This window comes from Curvibacter sp. EU05-FHT14A10 (assembly GCF_058791075.1).
Window position 1 is genome coordinate 220,493 of record NZ_JBYTDE010000008.1, and the last position, 23,517, is coordinate 244,009.

Genomic DNA, 23,517 nt, shown 5'->3' on the forward strand with positions numbered 1-23,517 from the left:
CAGGGCCGCCCCACGGGAGATCGTGAACCGGTGCTTACCGCAGGTGGTGCACCTGCTGCAGGCCGTAGACCTGCACCGGCAGCCCTTCCTGGCGCGCCTTGAGCTGCAGCGCCAGGTACTGCGAGTAATGGCGCGACTGGTGCAGATTGCCGCCGTGGAACCACAGCGCCTGCTGCTGCGTGGGCTTCCACATATTGCGCTGCTCGCCCTCCCAGGGGCCTGGGTCCTTGGTGGTGTCCGAGCCCAGGCCCCAGACCTTGCCCACCTTGTCGGCCACTTCCTGGCTGATCAGGTCGGCCACCCAGCCGTTCATCGAGCCGTAGCCGGTCGCGTAGACCACCAGGTCGGCCGGCAGCTCGGTGCCGTCGTCCAGCACCACCGCGTTTTCCGAAAGGTGGCTGATCTGCTTGCCCGCCTGCAGCTTGATGCTGCCGTCGATCACCAGATCGCAGGCGCCCACATCGATGTAGTAGCCCGAGGCGCGGCGCAGGTACTTCATGAAAAGGCCCGAGCCGTCATCGCCGAAGTCCAGCATGAAGCCGGTCGCCTCCAACTGGCGGTAGAACTCCGCGTCGCGCTCGCGGATGCGGTCGTACAGCGGCACCTGGAAGTCGGCCATGATGCGGTAGGGCAGCGAGGCGAAGACCAGGTCCGCCTTCTTGGTCGTCACGCCGCTGGCCACGGCGCGCTCCGAATACAGGTCGCCCAGGCCGATGTCCATCAGCGAATCGGAACGCACGATGTGGGTGGACGAGCGCTGCACCATGGTCACGTCGGCGCCATGCTCCCACAGGGCCGCGCAGATGTCGTGTGCAGAGTTGTTGGCGCCGATCACCACCACCTTCTTGCCCGCGTAGGCGTCGGGGCCCGGGTGCTGCGACGAGTGCTGCTGCTCGCCCTGGAAGACCTCCTGGCCTTTGATCTTGGGCACGTTCGCCTTGCCCGACATGCCGGTGGCGAACACCACATGCTGGGGGCGCAGCACCAGCGTTTCGCCATCACGCTCCACGGCGACTTCCCACGTCTGGCTGGCCTCATCGAAGCGGGCGTTGAGGCAGTTGGTGGAGGGCCAGTAATTCACCTCCATCACCTTGGTGTACATCTCCAGCCAGTCGCCAATCTTGTCCTTGGGGGCGAACACGGGCCAGTTGTCGGGGAAAGGCATGTAGGGCAGGTGGTCGTACCAGACCGGGTCGTGCAGGCACAGCGACTTGTAGCGGTTGCGCCACTGGTCGCCAGGGCGCGCCTGGCGGTCGATGACGATGTGCGAGACCCCCAACTGGCGCAGCCGCGCACCCAGCGCAATGCCGCCCTGGCCGCCACCGATGACGAGCACGAAAGGCTGGGTGTCGCGGCCCAGTTCCTGAGCCTCCTGCTGGCGGCGCTCCAGCCAGGTCTGGCGGCCGCGCCGGATGCCGTGCTCGGCCCCCATGGGGCGGCGCGTGCCCAGGGGCTCTTCATGCCCCTTGAGTTCCTGGGCGGCCGTCAGCAGCGTCCAGATGCGCCCGTCCTTGATGCGCACATGGCCGCTGCCGCGCGCATGGCGCGTGTCGACCACGATCCAGGCGGACATCAGGCCGTCGGCTTCTTCCACCGCCTCGCGCTCGTCCAGCGAAAAGCGCACGGGCGCCACGGCGTCGAGCTGGGCGGCCAGCATGTCGGCGATCTGGTGGCGCCCTTCCAGGGTTTTGAGGTTCCAGGTCAGCAGCACCAGGTCGCGCCAGTAGCATTCGTCGGCGAACAGGCGGCTGGCGCCCGCGGCATCGCGGTCTGCCAAGGCCTGGTTGAGTGAGTCGAGCAGCGCCTGCGCGTGGTCGCGGGCCGTGTCATGGGTCATGGTTGTCTCCTGGAGGGTGGTTGTCATGCCCGTTGGTTTTTCTTCGGGCAGGCGTTCCAAGGCAATCGCCATGCCAGGCATGAGGGGCCCGCCGGACAGGCAGGCCATGCCAGGAAAATCAATGACTTGCGTGCAGGTCCCTGGCACAAACCCTGGGCCCAGGGCCCCGCTTTTCACCCCTGCCGCGCGCGACAGCTGGCGCAGCCTTGCGACACCTGTCGCACCAGGCCTGCTGCAGTGCAGCAGCGGCAGTGGGTAAACCTCCATTGGCGCGAGCAGGCACGGGGCACAGAATCGTCTGCGGCACGTTCACAGACCGCATCGAATCCCTCCCATGACCCTGCAGTCCTACGCCTCGCACGTCCAGGAAATCGAAGCCTTCGGCCTGGGCTACTCCAACCGTGGGCAAGAGCGCGACCGCGCGGTGCTGCGCAGCTGGCGCCGCTGCATCGATTCGCACCGGCTCGATCCGGCCCGTACCAGCGAAGCCCATGTCGTCACCGAAGGCCAGTTGCGCACGCACCGCGAGGAATCCGAACCGCTGATCCACATCGCCCGCCAGGGCCTTGAGCGGCTGTACCAGCAGCTCAAGGGCCTGGACTACGTGCTGCTGCTGGCGGACCGGCATGGTGTGGCGGTGGACTTCATGGGGCATGAGGCCGATGCCGGCGACCTGCGCCGTGCAGGCCTGTACCTGGGCGCGCAATGGCGCGAGGACCACTCCGGCACCTCGGCCGTGGGGGCCTGCCTGGAAACGGGCGAAGCGTTGACCGTGCACCAGAGCGACCATTTCGATTTCACCCACACCAGCCTGTCCTGCACGGCCGCGCCGATCTACGACCTGCGCGGCGAACTCGCGGCGGTGCTGGACCTGTCGCTGCTGCGCTCGCCCGTCGAGCGGGCCAGCCAGAACCTGGCGCTCAACCTCGTCGTGGCCGCTGCGCGGCGCGTGGAGCAGGCCAATCTGATGGCGCAGTCCGGCCAGGACTGGGTGGTGCGCCTGGCCCAGTCGCCCGATTTCCTCGACGTCGATCCCGACGCCTCCATCAGCGTCGACGCACGTGGCCGCATCCGCGCCATGACCCACGCGGGCGCCCGCCTGCTGGCCGCCGTCGCGCAACTGGACTGGCGCCAGCGCCAGAGCCTCATCGGCCAGCCGCTGGAGCGTTTCTTCGACCTGGACCTGCGCGATCTGCCCGAGCTGCGCCGCCATCGCCCGGCGCAGGAGCGCCTCATCCGCGCCCGCGATGGCAGCATCCTCTTCGCCCACGCCATGGAGCCGCAGCGCCGGACACGCCGCCCGCCCGCGCAGGCAACGCCGCCGCAGCCCCCCCTGCCTGCCGCGCTGCAGGCGCTGGAAAAGGGCGATGCCGCACTGCAAGCGCTGCTGCGCAAGGCCGCCCGGCTTGCGCCGCAAGCGCTGCCGATCCTGGTGCAGGGGGAGACCGGCGCAGGCAAGGAATACCTGGCCCGTGCCCTGCATGCCTGCAGCGGTCGCAGCGGCGCCTTTGTCGCCATCAACTGCGCAGCCATTCCCGAGGCCCTGCTGGAAAGCGAGCTGTTCGGCTACTTGCCCGGCACTTGGACCGGCGGCGCCAGCAAGGGCCGCGAAGGGTTGATCGCTGCGGCACACGAAGGCACGCTGTTCCTCGACGAGATCGGCGACATGCCGCTGGCCCTGCAGGCCAAGCTGCTGCGGGTCTTGTCCGAATCCGAGATCACCCCGTTGGGGGCGCGTGCGCCCCGGGCGGTGTCCGTGCGCTTCATCTCGGCCTCGCACCGGCCGCTGGCCGAGCTGGTGCGGTGCGGCAGCTTCCGCGAAGACCTGCTCTACCGCCTCAACGCCGCCGAGCTGCACCTGCCTGCACTGCGCCAGCGCAGCGACCTGCAGGCCCTGGCCGACCAGATGCTGGCCACGTTCGGCAGCCATCTGCACCTGGGCGACGCCGCGCGCGCCCTGCTGGCCGCGCACGCCTGGCCCGGCAACCTGCGCGAGTTGCACAACGCGCTGCGCTACGCCGCAGCCCTGTGCGGGCAGGATGGCGACGGCAGCATCGAGCCCGAGCACCTGCCCGATGCGCTGAGCGTCGCCCCACACGGCACCGCCTTGGCCCACCCCACCGGCGCGCCCGGCGCACCCGACGCCCAGGCGCTGGCGCAGTTGCTGGCGCAATGCCAGGGCAATGTTTCCGAGGCGGCCCGCCAACTCGGCGTCAGCCGCTCCACCATCCACCGCCGCATCCAGCAGCTCCAGCTTGGCGTGCGGCATGCCCAATGGCGCGGGCCCTAGAGCGCGCTTCATCCGACAGCCCACGCGATCGGCCGCCGCGGCCGCCGCGGCCCTGGCCTTGGACTCCCGCCGGGCCTTGGCCGCTTCGCCTCAATGGCCTTTTTGCGTCGACCGCATCTCCTGCATGATCGGCCTGGATGGCCAGGTCCGCTTGGTGCATGTGGGCCCAGACCCGGACGAGCCTGTGCGCCAGACCGAGGCGGCGGTCAAGCGGCCGACGGGCAAATGGCCCACCGGCCGCAGCGCCAGGTTCGCGCGCCGATGTGTGGCACCGCAACACCTGGGCCATCGAGCCCCCCGCCAGGCCAAGCCGTCAATAGACCGCGCCGGCGCGCGGCGCCGCGGCGGGGGCCTGGGCGCCCAGAAAATCGGCCGCCAGGCGGCGTGCCGCCTGCGCATACAGCGACACATCCACGCCCACGGCCACAAAGGTGGCGCCCAGGGACAGGTAGTGGCGCGCCAGTTGCGTGTCGGAGGTCAGGATGCCGGCCGCCTTGCCGGCGCCGACGATGGTCCGGATGGCGCCTTCGATGGCCGCCTGCACCTCGGGGTGGCCCGGCTTGCCGCGGTGGCCCATCGAGGCGGCCAGGTCGGCCGGGCCGATGAACACGCCGTCCACGCCCTCGACGGCGGCGATTGCGCTCAGGTTCGTCAGGGCGGTCACGCTCTCGGCCTGCACCAGCAGGCAGATCTCGTCGTCGGCCACATCGAGGTAGTCGGCGCGCAGGCTCCAGCGCGAGGCGCGGGCAATGGCGCTGCCCACCCCGCGGATGCCCTTGGGCGGGTATTGCACGGCACGCGCCATCAACTCGGCCTGCTCGGCCGTGTCAACCATGGGGATCAGCAGGTTCTGGGCACCGATGTCGAGCAACTGCTTGACCAGCGCCACCTGGCCTTCAACGGCGCGCACCACCGGTTGTGAGCGGTACGGTGCCACCACCTGCAACTGCTGCAAGGTGGTTTGCAAGGTGTTGGGGGCGTGCTCGCCGTCGATCAACAGCCAGTCGAAGCCGGCGGTGGCGCTGACCTCGCTGAGGTAGGGCGAGGCGGCCGACAGCCACAGGCCGATCTGGGCGCGCTTTTCGCGCAGGGCTTGCTTGAAGGGGTTGGCGGCCGGCTTGCTCATCGGGTGGGAACTCCTGAAAGTGGGGCCGGCGCATCGGCTCGGCCCGCGGTGAATGTCACAGATTGTTGATTCTGCGTCTTTTTGCTGTTGCAGTGCTCATTGCCAGCCAAAGCGCCCGGCATACCAGCGCTTGACCCCCGTGGTCAGCAGGCCATAGCCCAGCAGAATCAGCAGCAGCCAGCCAAAGTAGGCCGGGGGCAGGGCCTGCAGCCTGAAATACCCGGCCAGCGGGCCTTGCACCAGGAAGATGCCCAGCGCGGCCACCCCCGCGGTCATGCCCAGCAGCAGCGGGGCAGGGCGGCTTTGCACAAAGGGCAGCCTGGGGCTGCGCAGCAGGTGCACGATCAGCGTCTGCGTGAGCAGTCCCACCACGAACCAGCCCGACTGGAACAGGGTCTGCCGTGCCTCGCTGTTGGCGCCGAAGACCCACCACATGAGTGCAAAGGTGGCGATGTCGAAGACCGAACTCAGCGGCCCGAAATACACCATGAAGCGGCCGATGCCCTCGGGGTTCCAGCGCAGCGGCTGCTGCACCAGGGCCTCGTCGACCCGGTCAAAGGGGATGGCGGTCTGCGAGAAGTCGTACAGCAGGTTCTGCACCAGCAGTTGCAGCGGCAGCATGGGCAAAAAAGGCAAAAAGGCGCTGGCCACCAGCACCGAGAACACGTTGCCGAAGTTCGAGCTGGCTGTCATGCGCAGGTACTTGAGCAGGTTGCTGAAAGTGCGCCGCCCCTCCAGCACGCCCTCTTGCAGCACCATCAGGCTTTTTTCCAGCAGGATGATGTCGGCCGCCTCCTTGGCGATGTCGACCGCGCTGTCCACCGAGATGCCGATGTCGGCCGCGCGCAGCGCGGGGGCGTCGTTGATGCCATCGCCCATGAAGCCCACCACATGGCCGTTGCGGCGCAGCGCCCGCACGATGCGCTCCTTGTGCAGCGGCGTCAGCTTGGCAAACAGCTGGTGCTGCTCCACGCAGCGGGCCAGGGCCGCATCGTCCAGCGCGTCCAATGCCGGGCCCAGCACCACCGGCTGCACCGGCAGGCCCACCTGGGTGCAGACGCGGGCCGTCACCAGTTCGTTGTCGCCGGTCAGCACCTTGACGGCCACACCGCTGGCGGCCAGGGCCTGCAGGGCGGGGGCGGTGGACTCCTTGGGTGGGTCGAGAAAGGCCACGTAGCCGATCAGGGTGAGCCCGCTCTCGTCGGCCACGCCGAACACCGTCTGATCCAGTGGCAGCTCTTTCATGGCCACGGCCACCACGCGCAGGCCCTCGCGGTTGAGCTGGGCGGCCACCTCGCGTACCCGGGCCAGCAATTCGCCGTCCAGGGCTTGTTCGCAGGGGCCCTCGGGGCATTGGGCGTCCTGGGTGCGGACCCGGCTGCAGATCGCCAGCATCTCCTCCAGCGCGCCCTTGCAGATCAGCTCGTGGTGGTGGTCCTGCTCGGCCACCACCACCGACATGCGCCGGCGCACAAAGTCGAAGGGGATCTCGTCCACCTTGCGGTAGTCCTGTGCCAGGCGCAGTTCGGTGGCCATCTCCACATGCTCCAGCACGGCCCGATCCAGCAGGTTCTTCAGGCCGGTCTGGTAGTGGCTGTTGAGGTAGGCGAACTTCAGCACCTCGTCGCTGGCCTGGCCGAACACATCGGTGTGGCGCTCCAGCACGATGCGGTCCTGCGTCAGTGTGCCGGTCTTGTCGGTGCACAGCACGTTCATGGCCCCGAAGTTCTGGATCGCGTCCAGGCGTTTCACGATCACCTGCTGGCGCGACAGCATCACCGCGCCCTTGGCCAGGGTGGTGGTGACGATCATGGGCAGCATCTCGGGCGTCAGGCCCACCGCCACCGACATGGCAAACAGAAACGCCTCACCCCAATGCCCCTTGGTGAAGCCATTGACCAGCAGCACGATGGGCACCATCACCAGCGCAAAGCGGATCAGCAGCCAGCTCACGCTGTTGACTCCGCTCTGGAAGGCCGTCACCGTGCCATCGCCCGCGTTCATGTGGGCGGCCACGGTGCCGAAGTAGCTCTGGTTGCCGGTGGCCAGCACCACGGCCGTGGCCGAACCCGACACCACGTTGGTGCCCATGAACAGCAGGTTGTGCTGCTCCAGCGGGCCCTGGCCAGGGCCGGCCTCGGGGTGCTGCGGGTCGTGCGCACTGACAAACTTTTCGACCGGCATCGATTCACCGGTCATGGCGGCCTGGGCCACGAACAGGTCGCGGGCGCTCAGCACCCGGCAGTCGGCCGGGATCATGTCGCCCGCCGACAGCTGCAGGTGGTCGCCAGGCACCAGTTCGCGCAAGGGGCGCTCCTGAGCCTGCGGGGTCGCGCTGCCGGCCGGCACCCGCCACACCGTGGCGGTGTTGCTGACCAGGGCCTTGAGCGCCTCGGCGGCGCGGCTGGAGCGCGCCTCCTGCACGAAACGGACGACCGTGCTCAAGGCCACCATGCTGCCGATCACCACCGTGGCCTTGTTGTCATCGGTCAGCCACGACACGGCCGCCAACAGGGTCAGCAACAGGTTGAAGGGGTTGTTGTAGGCCCGCCACAGGCGCTGGGCGGCGGTGGGCGGCTTGTCGTGGGCCACCTCGTTGGGGCCGATGCGGCGAAATCGCTCGGCGGCCTCGGCCTCGGTCAAGCCGCCGGCGGGCGCCTGCAACTGCGCCAGCAGTTGCTCAGGGGTGGCCTGGGCGGCCCGCATCAGCATGGGCACCAGCGGGTCGGCGGCGCCGGGCCGGGCTTCGGGTGGATGGGCCAGGCTGTGGTCCAGCCAGGCGTGGCGGCCAAACAGGCGGTTGGTGTAGCGGCGGCGCAGCAGGGGCGCCAGCCAGCGGGGCAACAGGGCTCGCATGTCAGAGGGCTTTCGATGGGGCAGGGCGGTCTGGAACGACAAACCGGCTATGGCGGGATCATTGCGCGCCCATATGCCTAGTTTGACCGTTCAGCTTGCTGGCATCATGACGGGATGACGAACAGTTACGAATCCGAGGACTGGAACGACACGGTCGCTGTCGACGACGAAGACACCGCCCCCCTGGCCCTGGCCGATGCGGCCGGTCCGATCTGGGCCGTGGGTGAGGCGCGCCCCTATCCCCCCGAGCGGGTGTCCATCGGGCGCTGGATGCTGGGCGGCCTGAGGGCCGGCTTTTTCGTGTCGCCGGGCGTGGGTCATGCCCAGCCTTCGCCCTTTCAGGTGCTGTTGCTCACGGTGCTGGCCTCGGGGCTTTTGCTGGGGCTGGCTCGGCTGGAGGTGCCTGGCCCCGCCCTCTTTGACTGGCGGGCCTGGCTGGTGCCCTGGTGGATGACGCTGCTGTCGCTGTGGGGCGCCTGGTTTGCCCTGCCGCCCGAGCGCGTGGCCGAGATCGATGACGACCCCTGGCACCTGCGGGGGCTGGGCACCTGGTTTGCGCTCAGCTCGGGCGTGGCCTTGCCGGCACAGCTGGTGCTGCAGGCCCTGTCGATCGCCGTGGTACGCGAATGGCTGCCGGCCCAGACCATGGCCCTGCCATGGATCTACTGGGGCCTGTACCTGGGCCTGACGGTGTGGCTGTGGGCGGCGGTGGTGCGCTTGACGGCGCGTTTTGCCGGCCCGCGCTGGCGTCTGGGCCTGTTTGCGGCCTTGCTGGCCGGCCTGTTCGCCCTGGCCATCTGGCAGTTCCCGGACCGCCCCTGGGCGCCCGACGAGAGTGCCGAACTGGCCGACGCCGACACCCCCGAGCCCCCGCGCCTGCACCTGAGCCAAGGCGTGTTTGAGGCCCAGCAAGCCCTGTGGCCTGCCGCCGAACAGGGCCTGGCGGCGCAGCGCGATGGCGTGGTCGATGTCTATGGCCTGGTGTTTGCGCCCGACGGTAGCGAGGCGGTGTTCCGCCGCGAAAGCCAGCTGATGGCTGATGTGTTGCGCCAGCGCTTTGATGCCGAAGGTCGGGTGCTGCACCTGCTGAACAACCCCGAGACCGCCACCACCTTGCCCTGGGCCACGCCTGAGAACCTGGGCCGTGCCATCGGCCTGCTGGCCACCCACATGGACCGCGAACACGATCTGCTGGTGGTGTACCTGACCTCGCACGGGGCGCAGAACTTTCAACTGGCGGCCAGCAATGACCCGCTGGAGGTGGCCCCGGTCGACCCCGGCCTGCTGCGCCGGCTGCTGGACGAAGCCGGCATCCGCAACCGCGTGATCATGGTGTCGGCCTGCTTTGCCGGCGGCTGGATCGAGCCCTTGGCCACCGATACCAGCCTGGTCATCACCGCGTCGGACGCCGAGCACACCTCGTACGGCTGCGGCCGCCTGTCGGAGCTGACCTTTTTCGGCCGGGCGGTGGTCGACGAGCAACTGCGCCAGACCCATTCCTTCACCCAGGCCTTTGAGCGGGCCCGCCTGGTGATTGGCAAACGAGAGGTCGAGGCCGGCAAGCCCGACGGTCCGTCGAACCCGCAGATGCGCCTGGGCGCCGGCCTGGTGCCGGTGCTGGGGGCGTTGGAGGCGCGGCTGGGGCCTTGAGCAGTGGCCGAAGAGCCTGGCGCGACCTGTGGCCGGGGCGTGCTAGCGGGTCGATCTGAGCGCCACCTCCGGTCTTGGCCCTCCGCCCACCACGGCTGACACAGCTTTGCGCTATGGTGGCGCGCATGAAGCCTTCATTTTTCAGTCTGGGGTGGCGCACCCTGTGGCGTGACCTGCGCGCCGGCGAGTTGCGCCTGTTGATCGTGGCCGTGACCCTGGCGGTGGCGGCCCTCAGTGCGGTGGGTTTTTTTTCGGACCGGCTCAAGGGCGGGCTGCAGCGCGATGCCCGCCAACTGTTGGGCGGCGACGCGGTGCTGGCCAGCGACAACCCGGCCCCGGCCGCCTTTGCCGAGCGGGCGCAGGCCCTGGGCCTGCAGGTGGGGGCCACCCAGACCTTCCCGACCATGGGGCGGGCGGCCGACGAGCAGGGCGGCGCCAGCCGCCTGGTGGCGCTGAAGGCGGTCAGCCCCGGCTACCCCTTGCGTGGCCAGTTGCTGGTCTCGGCCACGGCCGACGGTGCCGGCGAGCCCACGCGCGAGGTGCCGGCACCCGGCGAGGCGTGGGTGGACGCGGCGGTGCTCGAATCGCTGGACCTGCACCTGGGCGACCCCCTGCTGCTGGGCGACAGCCGCCTGCGCATTGCGCGCGTGCTGGTGTTGGAGCCCGATCGTGGCGCCGGCTTCATGAACTTTGCCCCGCGGGTCATGGTGCGCGAATCCGACCTGGCGGCCACCCGCCTGGTGCAGCCGGCCAGCCGCATCAACCACCGGCTGGCCGTGGCGGGCGAGGGCCCGGCCGTCAAGGCCTTCACCGACTGGGCCGAGGCCGAGATGAAACGCAGCGGCCTGCGGGGTGCCCGCATCGAATCCCTGGACAGCGGCCGCCCCGAGATGCGCCAGACCCTGGACCGGGCCGAGAAATTCCTCAACCTGGTGGCCTTGCTGGCCGCCTTGCTGAGTGCCGTGGCGGTGGCGCTGGCCGCCCGCGGCTTTGCCGCCAGCCACCTGGACGATTGCGCCATGTTGCGCGTGCTGGGGCAGAGCCAGCGCACCATCGCGCTGGCCTACGCCTTTGAGTTTGTGCTGGCCGGTGTGGCCGCCAGCCTGCTGGGCGTGGCCCTGGGCTATGCGGTGCACTATGCCTTTGTGGCCCTGCTGGCAGGCCTGGTGGATGCGGCCCTGCCCGCGGCCACGGCCTGGCCCGCGCTGCTGGGCCTGGGCATGGGCCTGACCCTGTTGGTGGCCTTTGGCTTGCCGCCGGTGCTGCAACTGGCCCAGGTGCCGCCGCTGCGCGTGATCCGGCGCGACCTGGGCGGGCTCAAGCCGGCCTCGTTGCTGGTGCTGGGCTTGGGCGTGGCGGGCTTTGCCGCCTTGCTGATGGCCGTCAGCAGCGACCGCCTGCTGGGCCTGATCGCGGTGGGGGGCTTTGCAGGCGCCGTGCTGCTGTTTGCCGGCCTGAGCTGGCTGGCCGTGCAGGCCTTGCGCCGCAGCGTCAATGAAAGCACCGCGCCGCGCTGGCTGGTGCTGGCCACCCGCCAGGTCTCGGCCCGCCCGGCCTATGCGGTGGTGCAGGTCAGTGCCTTGGCCGTGGGCCTGCTGGCCCTGGTGCTGCTGGTGCTGTTGCGCACCGATCTGATCAGCAGCTGGCGCCAGGCCACGCCACCCGATGCCCCCAACCGCTTTGTGATCAATGTGCTGCCCGAGCAGGCGGGCGATTTTCAGGCCGCGCTGCGCCAGGGCGGCGTGCGCCAGTTCGACTGGTACCCCATGATCCGGGGCCGCCTGGTAGCCATCAACGGCCAGCCCGTCAAGCCCGAGGACTACCCCGGCGAGCGGGCCAAGCGCCTGGTCGACCGTGAGTTCAACCTGTCCAACAGCGCCGAGCGTCCCCCGCACAACCCGGTGGTGGCGGGCCGTTGGACCCCCGACGAGGCCGGCGCGGTGAGCGTCGAAGAAGGCATTGCCCAGACCCTGGGCCTGAAGCTGGGCGACCAGTTGCGCTTTGACATCGGCGGCGTGCAGACCGAATCGCGCATCACCTCGCTGCGCAAGGTGGACTGGGGCTCGCTGCACGCGAACTTCTTCGTCATCTACCCGGTGGCCAGCCTGCCCGATGTGCCGGTCACCTACCTGGCGGCCTTTCGGGCCCCGACGCAGCGCGGCTTTGACAATGCCCTGGTGCGGCAGTTTCCGAACATCACCAGTGTGGACATGAGCAGCACGCTCAATCAGATCCAGCGCGTGCTGGACCAGGTGGTGCAGGCGGTGGAGTTCCTGTTCGCCTTCACCCTGGCCGCCGGCCTGGTGGTGCTGTTTGCCGCCGTCACCGCCACCCGTGAAGAGCGCGCCCGCGAGTTCGCCATCATGCGCGCCGTGGGCGCCAGCAGCCGCCTGCTGCGCCAGGTGCAGGGCGCCGAACTGCTCGGCGTGGGCCTGCTGGCCGGCTTTCTGGCCAGCGCCGTGGCCGCCGGCGTGGGCTGGGGCCTGGCCCACTTTGTGTTCGAGTTCGCCTGGACCGCCTCGCCCTGGGTGCTGCTGGGCGGCGCCGCGGCCGGCGCCGTGCTGGCCCTGGCCGCCGGCTGGTGGGGCCTGCGCGAGGTGCTGCGCCGGCCGGTGGTGGAGACGCTGCGGCGGGCTGCGGGGTGAGGTTCGGCCTGGGGCGGTGTCGAGCCGAGAGTGCCGCCCGGCTGAGGTGGCAATGACAGCCCATGAGCACTGACGACACCCTGAAAGCGCCCAATCCATCCCCCGCCACCCAGTTCCGAATGGATCGGCGGTGAAGTGCATTTGTTGGCGCTGACCGAGCGCTTTTGCGATCTGATTTTCAGAAGTGAGTCGTGTAGCTACGCTTACTCAGATCGCGGGCTATGCGTTATCGAATGACCATCCGCGCCGCGGAGCAATGCCATGGTGTACGTGTCAAAAAACTGACCATCCATGAAAAATGCCATGCGGTTCACCCCTTCGACGATGAATCCGAATCTTTTGTAAAGTGCGGTCGCGTTAGTGTTGTCAGCTTTCACGGATAGCTCGATGCGGGAAATATCCGCAGTCCAAGCCCGTTCAATGCAGGCTGCCAGAAGCATCGAGCCGAGACCACGATGACGTGCGGATGGGATGAGCCCCATGCCCAGAGTTCCAACATGTGCACAGGCGTCTCCAAACTTGGGAAGAACATCGCACCAACCAACAACCGATCCACTCTCAACGGCGAGAACTTGGCAAAGATCGTTTTCAACGATATTTCTGAAAAATGCAAAGGCACTCTCAATGGGGGGAGCCTGGAAAAAGGCGAGATAACGCCTCTCCCGTGCCACTGAATCGAGTGCTTGGTACAGCCCCTCAAAATGCTCCGCAGATGTCGGGACGATCGTAGGCGGCGGCTTGGGACGTGTTTCGATGGGCTTTCGTTCTCTTTTCATCGAGCCCCCTGCGAAGGCGAAAAGGCAAAGTCAAGCTCCAGCAAGCCTTCACAGGCTGGGCAGTAGAGGTAGGTGTCCCCACTGGCGCGGCTCAACACCCCCCAGCCAGTGGCGTTGTCGATGGTCAGGGTTGCCCGTTGCCCACCAGCGAACTTGAGCCTCAGATCCGCATGACAGTCACCCAGCAGCAGATCGCGCCGGTATTGGGCTTCACTGCCCGCGCGGGCCTCATTCAGGAAATAACCAGCGCGCCGGGCATCGACCCTTGTGGATTGGCAGTAGGGTTGGCGGCCTGACTGTTCGGAGGGCTGTCGCAGAACAGTGATCCTACGAATGGCGGGTGGTGTGTAGATCCCGGGTTCGGGGGACGGATCAGTGGTGATGACGGTGGCCCATCCGCCCTGCGAACCCAGGAGCAGGGCGGTGAGCAGCGACAGGCCGCATGTGGGGTTCATGTCCATCTCGCTGATTGGTTGGGCTTGTCAAGGTTGACGGCGCCCGCATCGACTTCGGCCAAGGCGTGCAGCGTTTCCAGAATCAGGCCTATCGGCATGTCTGGGTTTTGCAGTGCAATCCTGCCGATGCGCGCCCAGTACTCGATTTGTTGGGCGGTCGTCCGGTGTTCTCTGATGGCGGCAGCTTGGGCCTGGCGCACCAAATTTCGGGATAGTTTCAGATGAGCAGGCATGGTGTCCTCGGGCTGATCGCAGATCGGGTCGCGCTGGCTGTGAGCGCTGGGGTCGTCGGGTGAATGGGCGTTTGAGAGTCCGCGATGGATGTGACCCAGGCGACAATCGCCATCCTATGAGCACCGACGACAACCTGGATACCCCTTCCACCCCCGCCACCCCTTTCGAATGGATCGGCGGCGAAGAGCGCGTGTTGGCGCTGACCGAGCGCTTTTACGATCTGATGGACCTGGAGCCTGGCTACCATGACCTGCGCGCTGCCCATGGCCCCGATCTGAGCAATGCGCGCCAGCGCCTGTTCTGGTTTCTGTGCGGCTGGCTGGGCGGCCCCTCGCACTACACCGACCGTTTTGGGCACCCGATGCTGCGGGCGCGGCATCTGCCGTTTCCGATCGGCATCAAGGAGCGCGACCAGTGGGTGGCCTGCATGGACCAGGCCATGGGCGAGACGGGCGTGCCCGAGGACCTGCGGGCCCGCCTCAAGGAAAGCTTTTTCGGCACGGCCGACTGGATGCGCAACAAAGGCATCTGAACGGCGCCGGCCCGGGTGCGTAACATAGGCGCCCATGACCGAAGCCATTTCTTCTTCCGTGCACCTGCGTGCGGCCACGCCGGCCGATGTCGACACCATCCTGGGCCTGATCCGCGGCCTGGCCGAGTACGAGAACCTGCTGGACCGCGTGGTGGCCACGCCTGAAAAGCTGGCCGACACCTTGTTCGGTGCTCACCCGGCCGCCGAGGTGCTGCTGGCCGAGGTCGATGGCCAGGTGCAGGGCTTTGCGCTGTTCTTCCATAACTACTCGACTTTTCTGGCCCAGCGCGGCCTGTACCTCGAAGACCTGTTCGTGCGCCCCGAGGCGCGCGGACACGGCGTGGGCAAGGCCTTGCTCAAGGCCCTGGCCGAGCTGGCCGTGCAGCGCGGCTGCGGGCGCTTTGAGTGGTCGGTGCTGGATTGGAACCAGAGCGCGATCGACTTCTATGAGGCCATGGGCGCCACGGTGATGCCTGATTGGCGCATCTGCCGTGTCACCGGCGAGGCCCTGGCCCGCTTGGGCGGGGCGGCCTGATTCAGCGCAGGGCCTCCAGCCGGCGCACCAGGGCCAGCGGTGTGAGGTCTTCGAACATCGGCCCGATTACCTGCAGGCCGATGGGCAGGCCGTCGCGGTCGCGGCCCACGGGCGCGCTGGTGGCGGGCAGGCCGGCCACCGTGGCGATGCCGGGCCAGAAGATCTGCGGCCCCAGCAGGTGGGATTGGCCATCCACCTCGACGGTGGCGCTGGCCCAGTCCATTGGGTCGATGTGCGGGTAGGCGGTGCAGCCCAGCACCGGCGTCAGCACCACATCCACCTCCTCGAACAAGGCCTGCCACTGCAGCTGCAGGCCCGCGCGGCGGTCCAGCAAGGTCAGCCACTCGTGTGCGCTGATGGATGTGGCGCCGGGCTGCCCCCGGGTCATGAAGGTGTTGAGCAGGCCCGTGTAGATCTTGTGCGCCATCTCCAGATTGGGCAGGCGCTCGCTGCTGCGCAGCACGCTGCAGCCGCCAGCCTGCAGGGTGTTGGCCACCTCTTGCAAGGCCGCCTGGGTGTCTTGTGACACCGGCAGGTCGGGGTGTTGGTCCAGCAGCAGGCAGCGCGCCTGCCGCATGTCGCGGGCCGGCGGCAGTTGCAGGGTGTAGGCCTTTGACTGCGGCGCTTCGGGGCCGGCCAGCACGCTGAGGGCCAGTTCCAGGTCGTCCACGCTGCGTGCCAGCGGGCCGATCACCGCCAGTTCGTTCGGGGCGCCGCTGCCCAGGCCCGGAAAATCATGGCCGCGCGCTGGCAGCAGACCCAGGCTGGGCTTGTGACCATACACGCCGCAGAAGTGCGCCGGCACCCGGATCGAGCCGCCGATGTCCGAGCCCAGCTCCAGGGCCACAAAGCGCGCCGCCAGCGCCGCGGCGCCACCGCCCGACGAGCCGCCCGGTGTGCGGCTCAGGTCCAGGGGGTTGCGGGTGCGGCCGTAGTTCGGGTTGGCCGATTGCCAGTCGCCCAGGCCCACCGGCACATTGGTCTTGCCCAGGATCACGGCGCCAGCCGCCTTGAGCCGCTTCACCGCCAGGGCATCCTGCTCGGCCCGATGTTGACGGGCGAACTCGAAGCCCCAGGTGGTGGGCAGGCCGGCCAGGTTGAAGGATTCTTTCACCGTCATCGGCAGGCCCAGCAGGGGCCGGCGTTCGCCGCGGGCCAGGGCCTCGTCTGCCGCGCGGGCCTGGGCACGGGCATGGTCGAAATCCCGCACCACCACCGCGTTGATGGGGCCGTCATGGGCCTCGATGCGGGCGATGGCCGCCTCGCACAGGGCCAGGGCGCTGCAGTCGCCCCGCGCCAGGGCAGCCACCTGGGCGCGGGCATCGAGGTCGAGCAGTTCTGTGGGGTTCAAAGCAGGCGAGGGCTGGTTCACGGTCGGGTCTCACTCCAAGGGGATGTAGATGTCGGTGCGAAGGTCGGCTTCGGCGGTCCAGCGCGGGTCATTCAGAAAGTATTCGAAGGGCGGGGCATCGCGCAGCAGGTAGCCGGTGTGGGGCAGCCAGTCCCGGTAGATCGCGCCCCAGCTCTTGTGCAACTGGCGGTGCGAACCTTGGTGGGAGAAAACGGCATGGCGCCCTGCGGGCAATGTCTGCCAGTGAAGACTCCCAGTGAGTGGCACCTCGGGGCGGGTGATCAGGCCCTCACGGCGATGCAAGTGGAAGTCGAAAATGGCGCCGACCTGCATCCTGGCCTGTTGGTCTTCGGGCCCCTGGGGTTCGTCGGCCATCAAGGCCACACAGGTCTTCATGCGGGGCATCAGGCCGGCCAGGGTGAGTGTGGGAATCAGCTCGCCCAGGGCCTGCCGTGCAGCGCGGTGCATGCTGCCCTGGTCCATTCCACGCCCGATGGCGGTGAGCACATGCAGTTCGGGGGTGTGGGTCATCCGGGGCTTCAGGCCATGGTCGTCCTTGGCCTCGGCACCACAGGCACGCCGTTCGAAAAGTTGTTGCCATCGGGGGCTCAAACCCTTCCTCACGGCCGTAGGGGTGGTGTCCAGTTCGCGCCGCATCGCCTTGGCCAGGGCTTGTGCGCTGGTGTACCCCACCTCAAGCGCCACCTCCAGGACCGCTGCGTCTGTCCTCGTCAGCAGCTCACAGGCCTTTTGCAGGCGGCGCCAGGTCAGGTAGCCGCTGACCGTGGTGCCGAAATAGGCTTGGAACAGGCGATGGAAGTGAAAGGGGGACAGCGCCGCGTGGGTGGCGAGATTTCGGGTGTCCAGAGGGGTGGCCAGGTGTCCGTCCAGGTAGGTCACTGCACGCGCCAGCCGTGCCAGATGGCGTTGGTGTCTGGAGGGGGGCTCGCGGCGGGGTTCAAGAGCAGGCATGGCGCCCATTGTTCCGCAATCAGGCGATCTTGGCGTGTCCGTTCCTGCGCATTTGCGGGGCGATCAGGCACCGCCCGGTGACGGTCGCAACAGCACGACCAGCGCACCGGCCCCGCCTTCGGCGGGCCGGGCCTGCACAAAGGCCAGTACTTCGTTCTTCTGCACCAGCCAGCTTTGCACCCGGCCCTTGAGCACCGGGCTTTTGCCGGGCGAGCCCAGGCCCTTGCCGTGCACCACGCGCACGCAGCGCACGCCGATCTTGTGGGTTTCGCGGATGAACTGGCCCAGCGCCTCTCGCGCCTCGTCGGTGCGCAGGCCATGCAGGTCCAGCTGGCGCTGGATGCTCCAGACGCCCCGGCGCAGCTTGCGCGTGACCTCGACGCTGATGCCGGGACGGCGAAAGCTCAGGGCGTCATCGGTGTCGAGCAGGGAGCTGACGTCGAAGTCGTCGCTGATGGATTCGAGCAGCACGCGTTGTTCGTCAAGCTGGTGCTGGTAGGGGATGGGCGCCGGTGGGTCGTTTTGCAGCAGCACCCGGCCGTGCTGGCGCAGCGGGATCACCGGGCCCACGGCCAATTCGAACAGGCGATGCCGGGCCTGTTCGCGGGCGGCGGCCTCGCGGCGGGCGCGCTCCAGGGCCTCGGCCTCGGCGCGTTGCTGGGCCAGGCGCTTTTGCAGCTGTTTCAGGTCTTGCAGCGAGTGCAGCACCAGGGGGCTGCCGCTGCGTTCGGGCAGGGCGCTCACAGCAGCCCTTTCTCGGCCATCGACAGGGCCTGGCCGGGTGCCACGATCAGGTGGTCGAGCACGCGCACATCGATCAGGCCCAGGGCCGCCTTCAGGTGCTGGGTCAAGGCCTGGTCGGCCGCCGAAGGCTGCACCTGGCCACTGGGGTGGTTGTGTGCCAGCACCACGGCGCCGGCCTGGTGGTGCAGCGCGCGCAGCACCACCTCACGGGGGTAGACCGAGGTCTGGTTGAGCGTGCCGCGAAACAGCTCTTCGAAGGCCAGCATGCGGTTCTGGCTGTCGAGAAACAGCACGGCAAACACCTCATGGCCCTTGTGCGCCAAATGAAGTTGCAGGTAGCGGCGCACGGCGTCGGGTGAGTCGAATACGGCGCGCTCGCTCAGCTGCTGGGCCAGGGCTCGGCGGGCCAGCTCCAGCACCGCACTGAGTTCGGCCCGCTTGGCGGTGCCGCCCAGGCCCTTGATGCGTTTCAGGTCTTCCAGTTTGGCCTGCAGCAGGCCCGCCATGCCGCCAAAGGCGTCGAGCAGCTCCTGCGCCAGCATCAGCACGCTTTTGCCGGCCAGGCCGGTGCGCAGCAACAGGGCCAGCAGCTCGGCGTCGCTGAGCGCACCGGCGCCACGCGCGATCAACTTTTCGCGCGGGCGGGCTTCGGGGGGCAGGTTCAGCGGGCTCATGGGGATCATGGGGCTCAGGGCAGGGGGCTCAGGGGGCGGGGCTGAGGTGCAGGAATGGTGAGAAAAGTGCGGAAAGCGGGGGGGAGGCGAGGGAATAGAGCCCCGGTGCTGAAGGGGCTCTGGCTGGTTTTTTACAATGGCGGTCAGTTTATCGGGACTTCCATGTCAACAACGCCCTCTCAAGCATCTGTCGTTCAGCCTTCTTCGTTCCTGACCTTGCACTACCGCCTGGCCGGGCCGGCGGGGGACATCATCAATACTTTCGACGACAAACCCGCTACTTTGTCGCTGGGCTCGGGCGAGTTGTCGCCTGCGGTGGAGCAGCGGTTGATCGGCCTGGCCGAGGGCACACGCACCCAGTTCGAGATCCCGGCCGGCGAGGCCTTTGGCGAGCGCAACCCCGACATGCTGCAATGGGTGGCGCGCAAGCTGCTGGCCCAGTTCGGCGACCCGGACGAGCAGTACGACGTGGGCGATGTGGTGCAGTTCCCCACGCCCGATGGCACCGGCAGCTATGCCGGCGCGGTGCAGCAGCTCAGCGATGACGCGGTGCTGTTCGATTTCAACCACCCGCTGGCCGGCCAGCCGGTCACCTTTGAAGTGCAACTGATCGGAGTGTTGTGAGATGGTCCCCCCTGAGTCGCCTTCGGCGCCTTCCCCCAGGGGACGACACCAGCGGCCTGGCAAAGCCAGCTCCGCGGTGTCTGCTGGCATGGCCTGCTCCGCGGCCTTTTGATCGATGAGTACGTGGCGATTTGCTGAGCTGCGGATGGAGGATTGCAATGAAAAATGACCAGCAGAGGACCCTGTCCGAAATCACCCTGGCCGAGCCGCGTGGCTTCTGTGCCGGCGTGGACCGGGCCATCGAGATCGTGGAGCGTGCGCTGCAGAAGTTCGGTGCGCCGATCTATGTGCGCCATGAGATCGTGCACAACACCTATGTGGTGAACGACCTCAAGAACAAGGGCGCGATCTTCATTGAAGAGCTCGATGACGTGCCCCCGGGCGCCACCCTGGTGTTCAGCGCCCACGGCGTGAGCCGGGCGGTGCAGGAAGAGGCCCGGGCACGCGGCTTTTCGATCTTCGACGCCACCTGCCCGCTGGTGACCAAGGTGCACGTCGAGGTGGCCAAGCTGGCGCGCGAGGGCTATGAGTTCATCATGATCGGCCACAAGGGGCATCCCGAGGTGGAGGGCACCATGGGCCAACTGGATCACGGCATCCACCTGGTCGAAGACGTGGCCGATGTGGCCCGTGTGCAGCCCGGGCAGACCGACAAGCTGGCCGTGGTGACCCAGACCACGCTGAGCGTGGACGACGCCGTCGAGATCGCCGAGGCCGTGCGCCTGCGCTTTCCCAAGGTGCGCGAGCCCAAGCAGCAGGACATCTGCTATGCCACGCAAAACCGCCAGGACGCGGTGAAGATCCTCAGCCCCCAGGTCGACATCGTGATCGTGGTGGGCAGCCCGACCAGCTCGAACAGCAACCGCCTGCGCGAGCTGGCCGAAAAGCTGGGCACCCCCGCCTACATGGTGGACAGCGCGGCCGAACTGCAGCCCGCCTGGTTCGAAGGCAAGGCCCGGGTCGGCCTGACCGCGGGCGCCTCGGCCCCTGAGCTGCTGGTGAACCAGGTGATCGAGCGCCTGCGCGCCTTCGGGGCCGTGGCGGTGCGCAAGATGGACGGGATTGAGGAAACGTTGAAGTTCCCCTTGCCCAAGGGCCTGAAACTGGACGCTTGAGGAGGCGGGTTCAGGTCCACAGGTCCAGCGGCGGGTCGGCGACCACGGCGCGCAGGATGTCGGCGCGCGACAGGAAGCCGATCACGTGGCCGTCGTCCTGCGTCACGGGCAGGCCGGGCAGGCCCATGTCCAGCAGCACCCGGGCCGCGCGGCGCAGCGAGGTGTCGCCGGCCACGGCGGGCACGGGGGTGAGCATGATGTCGCGCACGCTCTGCTGGGCCAGCTTCCAGGCAGAGATGCCGGTGGCGCTGGGGGCGGGCATCAGCACCGGCGGCATCATGTCGGCGCGCAGCAGCAAACCGATCAACAGGCCCTGGGCATCCAGCACCGGGGCCTGGCCCACGCCACGTGCGGCCAGGGCCTCCCAGGCCTCGGCCACGGTGATTTCGGGTGGCACGCTGAACACCTCGCGGCTCATCACGTCCTGCACCCGGTCCAGGGGTTGGCGGGCCGGCGGTTTGGCCTGCTGGGCATCGGCATAGGCCGCCATGGCGTCGTTGCGCCGGGTGTGCAAGGCGTTGGACGGCGGGCGTGGGGTGGCGGCGGGCAACTCGAAGGCGTCGCGGTGCAGGGCGTCGCTGCGGTGCACACCTCGTGTGGCCGACAGGGCGCGCACCGGGCTCAGCTCGGACAGGTTTTCCATCGTGCCCCGGTAGATGGGGCCACCCAGACCAAAAACGTAGAACATGCGCTTCTCCGGAGCCGCCCGTGGGGGCCAGCGGTGGGCTGCCCCGACGATCAGGGCTAGATACACTGCGAGCTTCGTATTTTGCGACGATTGCCCGCCCCATGATCTTGCGTTCCGATATCGAGGCCGCTTCGGCCCGCCTGCAACAGCAGGGCCCCCAAGGTTTTTTGCGTGCCACACCGTTGTGGCGGCTGCCCGGTGCCACCCTGGGGGTGGCGGCCGCCGAGGTCTGGCTCAAGCTGGAGCACCTGCAGGTCAGCGGCAGTTTCAAGGCCCGTGGCATGCTGAACCGCCTGCTGGCCCAGCCGATTCCGGCCAGTGGCGTGATCGTGGCCTCGGGGGGCAACGCCGGCATTGCCACCGCGGCGGCGGCCCGCGCCCTGGGCGTGCCTTGCGAGGTGTTCGTGCCCGAGGTTTCGCCTGCGGCCAAACGCCAGAAGTTGCGCGAATTGGGGGCCCGTGTCGAAGTGGTGGGGGCCACCTATGCCGAGGCTTTCGAGGCCTGCATGGCCCGCCAGCAAGTCAGCGGGGCCCTGATCACCCATGCCTATGACCAGCCCGAGGTGGTGGCCGGTGCCGGCACCCTGGCGCGCGAGATCGAGGCCGAGGCCGGCCTGCCCGACAGCGTGCTGGTGAGCGTGGGCGGTGGTGGCCTGATCGGCGGCATTGCTGCCTGGTTCGAGCAGCGCGCCCGCGTGGTGGCCCTGGAGCCCGAAGGGGCGCCCACCCTGTTCCGAGCCCGTGAGGCCGGCCAGCCCGTGGACGTGGCGGTGTCGGGCATCGCGGCCGACTCGCTGGGGGCTCGCCGCATCGGCGCCATCGGCTGGCAGGTGACGCAGGCCCACGTGGGCCAGGCCTTGCTGCTGGGCGACGAGGCCATCGCCAAGGCCCGCAAAACGCTGTGGAGCGAGTTCAAGCTGGCGGTCGAGCCCGCCGCCGCCCTGGGCTTGGCGGCCCTGCAGTCGGGCGCCTATGTGCCGGCCCCCGGTGAGCGGGTCTGCCTGGTGCTGTGTGGCGCCAATTTCGACCCCGCCACCCTGGCCTGAAGCGCACCGCCGGAATTGCCCTGAGACCCCTCGTTAAAATCGCCCCATGCTAGACATCAATTCCCTGCGCAAAGACCTCGATTCGGTCGTCGCCCGCCTTGAAACCCGCAAAAAGCCCCAGGCCTACCTGAATGTGGAGGCCTTCCGCACCCTGGAGGCCGAGCGCAAGACCCTGCAGACCCGCACTGAAGAGCTGCAGGCCCAGCGCAACACGCTGTCCAAGCAGATCGGCCAGCGCAAGTCCAAGGGCGAGAGCGTGGACGACATCATGGCCGCCGTGGCCGCCATCAAGACCGAGCTCGACACCTCGGCAGCCCGCCTGGAGGCCCTGCAGCCCGAGCTCAACCACCTGCTGATGGCCGTGCCCAACCTGCCGCACGAGTCGGTGCCGCTGGGTTCGGACGAGTCGGGCAACGTCGAAGTGCGCCGCTGGGGCACGCCGGGCCAGTACGACTTCGAGGTGAAAGACCACGTGGACCTGGGCGAGCCCCTGGGCCTGGACTTTGACATGGGCGTCAAGCTGTCGGGCTCGCGCTTCACCGTGATGAAGGGGCAGATTGCCCGCCTGCACCGCGCACTGTCGCAGTTCATGCTCGATGTGCAGACGCAAGAGCACGGCTACACCGAATGCTATGTGCCCTACGCCGTGAACGCCGATTCGCTCAAGGGCACCGGCCAGTTGCCCAAGTTCGAAGGCGACCTGTTTGCCGCCAAAAAGGGCGGTCAGGACGGCGAGCCCGTGCCCGACCACGCGGCGCTCTACCTGATCCCCACCAGCGAGGTGCCGCTGACCAACTTTGTACGCGACGTGGTGCTGGCCGAGGCCGAACTGCCGATCAAGCTCACGGCCCACACCCCCTGCTTCCGCTCCGAAGCCGGCAGCTACGGGCGCGACACCCGCGGCATGATTCGCCAGCACCAGTTCGACAAGGTCGAGATGGTGCAGATCGTGCACCCCGAGCGCAGCTACGAAGCCCTGGAGGCCATGACCGGCCACGCCGAGGCGATCCTGCAGCGGCTGGGCCTGCCTTACCGCGTGATGGCGCTGTGCACCGGCGACATGGGTTTTGGCTCGGCCAAGACCTATGACCTGGAGGTGTGGCTGCCGGCGCAGAACACCTACCGCGAGATCAGCTCGGTGTCGAACTGCGAAGCCTTCCAGGCGCGTCGCCTGCAGGCCCGCTTCAAGAATGCCCAGGGCAAGAACGAGCTGGTGCACACCCTGAACGGCTCGGGCCTGGCCGTGGGCCGCACCCTGGTGGCCGTGCTCGAGAACAACCAGCAGGCCGATGGCAGCATCACCGTGCCCGAAGTGCTGCGCCCCTACATGGGCGGCCTGACGGTGCTCAAGGCCTGAGCCTGATCCA

20 protein-coding genes are annotated in these 23,517 nt (G+C 68.2%); 9 read left to right on the forward strand and 11 right to left on the reverse strand.

Going from position 1 to position 23,517, the window contains the following annotated elements; all coding sequences use genetic code 11:
* Positions 1 to 34: 34 nt before the first annotated feature.
* Entirely contained in the window at positions 35 to 1,837 is a 1,803-nt protein-coding gene (locus tag AC3WUT_RS17305) for an NAD(P)/FAD-dependent oxidoreductase (protein WP_492348315.1), read from the reverse strand.
* 334 nt (positions 1,838 to 2,171) lie between these two features.
* On the opposite strand from AC3WUT_RS17305, the gene AC3WUT_RS17310 reads away from it, so the two are divergent.
* Positions 2,172 to 4,127 carry a sigma-54-dependent Fis family transcriptional regulator gene (locus AC3WUT_RS17310; RefSeq protein WP_492348316.1) on the forward strand — a complete coding sequence of 652 codons (1,956 nt, stop codon included), beginning with the start codon at positions 2,172 to 2,174 and terminating at the stop codon, positions 4,125 to 4,127.
* 313 nt (positions 4,128 to 4,440) lie between these two features.
* Here the strand turns inward: AC3WUT_RS17310 and hpaI are convergent, their stop codons facing one another.
* Both hpaI and mgtA read right to left on the reverse strand, forming a co-directional pair.
* Complete coding sequence (gene hpaI, locus AC3WUT_RS17315) at positions 4,441 to 5,253, reverse strand: 4-hydroxy-2-oxoheptanedioate aldolase (RefSeq protein WP_492348317.1); 813 nt, start codon at positions 5,251 to 5,253, stop codon at positions 4,441 to 4,443.
* Between the two features lie 96 nt (positions 5,254 to 5,349).
* Positions 5,350 to 8,109, reverse strand: a complete 2,760-nt coding sequence (mgtA, locus tag AC3WUT_RS17320; RefSeq protein WP_492348318.1) for a magnesium-translocating P-type ATPase — start codon at positions 8,107 to 8,109, stop codon at positions 5,350 to 5,352.
* Positions 8,110 to 8,223: 114 nt separating this feature from the next.
* Between mgtA and AC3WUT_RS17325 the strand changes: the two genes are divergently transcribed.
* The gene (locus AC3WUT_RS17325) at positions 8,224 to 9,759 is read left to right on the forward strand and encodes a C13 family peptidase (RefSeq protein WP_492348319.1); all 1,536 of its coding nucleotides are present in this window, start codon (positions 8,224 to 8,226) and stop codon (positions 9,757 to 9,759) included.
* 125 nt (positions 9,760 to 9,884) lie between these two features.
* Positions 9,885 to 12,404, forward strand: coding sequence for an ABC transporter permease (locus AC3WUT_RS17330; protein WP_492348320.1), 2,520 nt, complete (start codon positions 9,885 to 9,887; stop codon positions 12,402 to 12,404).
* 203 nt (positions 12,405 to 12,607) lie between these two features.
* Here AC3WUT_RS17330 and AC3WUT_RS17335 read toward each other — a convergent pair whose 3' ends face one another.
* From AC3WUT_RS17335 to AC3WUT_RS17345, 3 genes are read right to left on the reverse strand one after another with little or no spacing between them, the layout of a single operon-like run.
* On the reverse strand, positions 12,608 to 13,180 hold the full coding sequence (locus AC3WUT_RS17335) for a GNAT family N-acetyltransferase (protein ID WP_492348321.1): 573 nt from the start codon (positions 13,178 to 13,180) through the stop codon (positions 12,608 to 12,610).
* Positions 13,177 to 13,635 (reverse strand): hypothetical protein, encoded by a 459-nt coding sequence (locus tag AC3WUT_RS17340; protein ID WP_492348322.1) that lies wholly within the window; start codon positions 13,633 to 13,635, stop codon positions 13,177 to 13,179. Before AC3WUT_RS17340 ends, AC3WUT_RS17335 begins: the two co-directional genes overlap by 4 nt.
* A complete protein-coding gene (locus AC3WUT_RS17345) occupies positions 13,632 to 13,868 on the reverse strand; it encodes a TA system antitoxin ParD family protein (RefSeq protein ID WP_492348323.1) in 237 nt (78 codons plus the stop codon). Before AC3WUT_RS17345 ends, AC3WUT_RS17340 begins: the two co-directional genes overlap by 4 nt.
* Before the next feature lie 116 nt (positions 13,869 to 13,984).
* Between AC3WUT_RS17345 and AC3WUT_RS17350 the strand changes: the two genes are divergently transcribed.
* Together AC3WUT_RS17350 and AC3WUT_RS17355 are read left to right on the forward strand one after the other, a co-directional pair.
* Positions 13,985 to 14,401 carry a group II truncated hemoglobin gene (locus tag AC3WUT_RS17350; RefSeq protein WP_492348324.1) on the forward strand — a complete coding sequence of 139 codons (417 nt, stop codon included), beginning with the start codon at positions 13,985 to 13,987 and terminating at the stop codon, positions 14,399 to 14,401.
* Positions 14,402 to 14,435: 34 nt separating this feature from the next.
* Complete coding sequence (locus tag AC3WUT_RS17355; protein WP_492348325.1) at positions 14,436 to 14,936, forward strand: GNAT family N-acetyltransferase; 501 nt, start codon at positions 14,436 to 14,438, stop codon at positions 14,934 to 14,936.
* Between the two features lies 1 nt (position 14,937).
* Here AC3WUT_RS17355 and AC3WUT_RS17360 read toward each other — a convergent pair whose 3' ends face one another.
* The 4 genes from AC3WUT_RS17360 to radC all read right to left on the reverse strand — a co-directional run bounded on the left by AC3WUT_RS17360 (position 14,938) and on the right by radC (position 18,677).
* Complete coding sequence (locus AC3WUT_RS17360; protein WP_492348326.1) at positions 14,938 to 16,308, reverse strand: amidase family protein; 1,371 nt, start codon at positions 16,306 to 16,308, stop codon at positions 14,938 to 14,940.
* A gap of 9 nt (positions 16,309 to 16,317) precedes the next feature.
* Positions 16,318 to 17,259: an AraC family transcriptional regulator gene (locus tag AC3WUT_RS17365; protein ID WP_492348327.1), complete on the reverse strand. Its 942-nt coding sequence runs from the start codon at positions 17,257 to 17,259 to the stop codon at positions 16,318 to 16,320.
* A 63-nt stretch (positions 17,260 to 17,322) separates the two neighbouring features.
* Positions 17,323 to 18,003: a Smr/MutS family protein gene (locus tag AC3WUT_RS17370; RefSeq protein WP_492348328.1), complete on the reverse strand. Its 681-nt coding sequence runs from the start codon at positions 18,001 to 18,003 to the stop codon at positions 17,323 to 17,325.
* The gene (gene radC, locus AC3WUT_RS17375; RefSeq protein WP_492348329.1) at positions 18,000 to 18,677 is read right to left on the reverse strand and encodes a RadC family protein; all 678 of its coding nucleotides are present in this window, start codon (positions 18,675 to 18,677) and stop codon (positions 18,000 to 18,002) included. The genes AC3WUT_RS17370 and radC overlap by 4 nt, the downstream gene beginning before the upstream one ends.
* A gap of 162 nt (positions 18,678 to 18,839) precedes the next feature.
* On the opposite strand from radC, the gene AC3WUT_RS17380 reads away from it, so the two are divergent.
* Both AC3WUT_RS17380 and ispH read left to right on the forward strand, forming a co-directional pair.
* Positions 18,840 to 19,301, forward strand: a complete 462-nt coding sequence (locus AC3WUT_RS17380; RefSeq protein ID WP_019573972.1) for an FKBP-type peptidyl-prolyl cis-trans isomerase — start codon at positions 18,840 to 18,842, stop codon at positions 19,299 to 19,301.
* Positions 19,302 to 19,459: 158 nt separating this feature from the next.
* A complete protein-coding gene (gene ispH / locus AC3WUT_RS17385; RefSeq protein WP_492348330.1) occupies positions 19,460 to 20,416 on the forward strand; it encodes a 4-hydroxy-3-methylbut-2-enyl diphosphate reductase in 957 nt (318 codons plus the stop codon).
* Positions 20,417 to 20,426: 10 nt separating this feature from the next.
* Here the strand turns inward: ispH and AC3WUT_RS17390 are convergent, their stop codons facing one another.
* The gene (locus AC3WUT_RS17390; protein WP_492348331.1) at positions 20,427 to 21,104 is read right to left on the reverse strand and encodes a CBS domain-containing protein; all 678 of its coding nucleotides are present in this window, start codon (positions 21,102 to 21,104) and stop codon (positions 20,427 to 20,429) included.
* Positions 21,105 to 21,205: 101 nt separating this feature from the next.
* Here AC3WUT_RS17390 and AC3WUT_RS17395 point away from each other — a divergent pair, with 101 nt between their 5' ends.
* Both AC3WUT_RS17395 and serS read left to right on the forward strand, forming a co-directional pair.
* A complete protein-coding gene (locus AC3WUT_RS17395) occupies positions 21,206 to 22,150 on the forward strand; it encodes a threonine/serine dehydratase (protein ID WP_492348332.1) in 945 nt (314 codons plus the stop codon).
* Between the two features lie 46 nt (positions 22,151 to 22,196).
* The gene (gene serS / locus AC3WUT_RS17400; RefSeq protein WP_492348333.1) at positions 22,197 to 23,507 is read left to right on the forward strand and encodes a serine--tRNA ligase; all 1,311 of its coding nucleotides are present in this window, start codon (positions 22,197 to 22,199) and stop codon (positions 23,505 to 23,507) included.
* Positions 23,508 to 23,517 lie beyond the last annotated feature (10 nt).

Bases quoted from the DNA above. Each gene is read 5' to 3' on its own strand.
- AC3WUT_RS17345 (WP_492348323.1), bottom strand. From the start codon at position 13,868: ATGCCTGCTCATCTGAAACTATCCCGAAATTTGGTGCGCCAGGCCCAA.
- AC3WUT_RS17395 (WP_492348332.1), top strand. From the start codon at position 21,206: ATGATCTTGCGTTCCGATATCGAGGCCGCTTCGGCCCGCCTGCAACAG.
- mgtA (WP_492348318.1), bottom strand. From the start codon at position 8,109: ATGCGAGCCCTGTTGCCCCGCTGGCTGGCGCCCCTGCTGCGCCGCCGC.
- AC3WUT_RS17350 (WP_492348324.1), top strand. From the start codon at position 13,985: ATGAGCACCGACGACAACCTGGATACCCCTTCCACCCCCGCCACCCCT.
- AC3WUT_RS17390 (WP_492348331.1), bottom strand. From the start codon at position 21,104: ATGTTCTACGTTTTTGGTCTGGGTGGCCCCATCTACCGGGGCACGATG.
- hpaI (WP_492348317.1), bottom strand. From the start codon at position 5,253: ATGAGCAAGCCGGCCGCCAACCCCTTCAAGCAAGCCCTGCGCGAAAAG.
- serS (WP_492348333.1), top strand. From the start codon at position 22,197: ATGCTAGACATCAATTCCCTGCGCAAAGACCTCGATTCGGTCGTCGCC.
- AC3WUT_RS17355 (WP_492348325.1), top strand. From the start codon at position 14,436: ATGACCGAAGCCATTTCTTCTTCCGTGCACCTGCGTGCGGCCACGCCG.
- AC3WUT_RS17310 (WP_492348316.1), top strand. From the start codon at position 2,172: ATGACCCTGCAGTCCTACGCCTCGCACGTCCAGGAAATCGAAGCCTTC.
- AC3WUT_RS17325 (WP_492348319.1), top strand. From the start codon at position 8,224: ATGACGAACAGTTACGAATCCGAGGACTGGAACGACACGGTCGCTGTC.
- AC3WUT_RS17330 (WP_492348320.1), top strand. From the start codon at position 9,885: ATGAAGCCTTCATTTTTCAGTCTGGGGTGGCGCACCCTGTGGCGTGAC.
- AC3WUT_RS17340 (WP_492348322.1), bottom strand. From the start codon at position 13,635: ATGAACCCCACATGCGGCCTGTCGCTGCTCACCGCCCTGCTCCTGGGT.
- AC3WUT_RS17335 (WP_492348321.1), bottom strand. From the start codon at position 13,180: ATGAAAAGAGAACGAAAGCCCATCGAAACACGTCCCAAGCCGCCGCCT.
- AC3WUT_RS17380 (WP_019573972.1), top strand. From the start codon at position 18,840: ATGTCAACAACGCCCTCTCAAGCATCTGTCGTTCAGCCTTCTTCGTTC.
- AC3WUT_RS17305 (WP_492348315.1), bottom strand. From the start codon at position 1,837: ATGACCCATGACACGGCCCGCGACCACGCGCAGGCGCTGCTCGACTCA.
- AC3WUT_RS17365 (WP_492348327.1), bottom strand. From the start codon at position 17,259: ATGCCTGCTCTTGAACCCCGCCGCGAGCCCCCCTCCAGACACCAACGC.
- radC (WP_492348329.1), bottom strand. From the start codon at position 18,677: ATGAGCCCGCTGAACCTGCCCCCCGAAGCCCGCCCGCGCGAAAAGTTG.
- ispH (WP_492348330.1), top strand. From the start codon at position 19,460: ATGAAAAATGACCAGCAGAGGACCCTGTCCGAAATCACCCTGGCCGAG.